Raw genomic sequence first — 638 nt, forward strand, 5'->3', positions numbered from 1 at the left:
GCTGACGATGCGAATGTTTATGTTCGTAGTCGCCGGGCGGGTGAGCGGGTGATGGCGCTGCTACGACGTCTGTATGGTCGACTGCGGCTGAAGGTCAATGAGACCAAAAGCGCAGTGGCGAGTGTGTTTGGTCGCAAGTTTCTGGGCTACAGCCTGTGGGTGGCTGCGGGCGGTGTGGTGAAGCGCAAGGTGGCGGCCAAACCGCTGTTGGCGTTCAAACGCCGCATTCGTGAACTGACCGGCCGTAACGGCGGGCGCAGCATGCAGGACGTGGTGGAGCGATTACGGCCTTACGTGCAGGGCTGGAAGGCGTACTTCCGGTTGGCGCAAACGCCACGCGTCTGGCTGGAACTGGACAAGTGGCTGCGGCACCGGTTGCGAGCGATCCAGCTTAAGCAATGGCGTCGTGGCACCACGATTTACCGGGAACTGCGTGCGCTGGGTGCATCGGCTGACGTTGCGCGACAGGTGGCGGCCAACAGCCGCTGCTGGTGGCGCAATAGCGACCGGGAAATCAAGCGCGTGCTGACCATTGCGTACTTCGACCGGCTGGGTGTACCCCGACTCTCATAACCTCAACTTCCCGAACCGCCCGGTGCGGACCCGCATGCCGGGTGGTGTGGCAGGGGTACGGCCTC

At 63.2% G+C, this 638-nt stretch carries 1 protein-coding gene; it reads left to right on the forward strand.

The genetic code is table 11. The annotated features are described in order from the left end of the window. Window positions 1–573 (forward strand): group II intron maturase-specific domain-containing protein (locus LPA37_RS27650; RefSeq protein WP_324251786.1); only part of this gene is annotated, 573 nt, incomplete at its 5' end. Window positions 574–638: the final 65 nt, after the last annotated feature.

The sequence above is a fragment of the Paraburkholderia gardini genome (assembly GCF_907164545.1).
GTDB lineage: Bacteria > Pseudomonadota > Gammaproteobacteria > Burkholderiales > Burkholderiaceae > Paraburkholderia > Paraburkholderia gardini.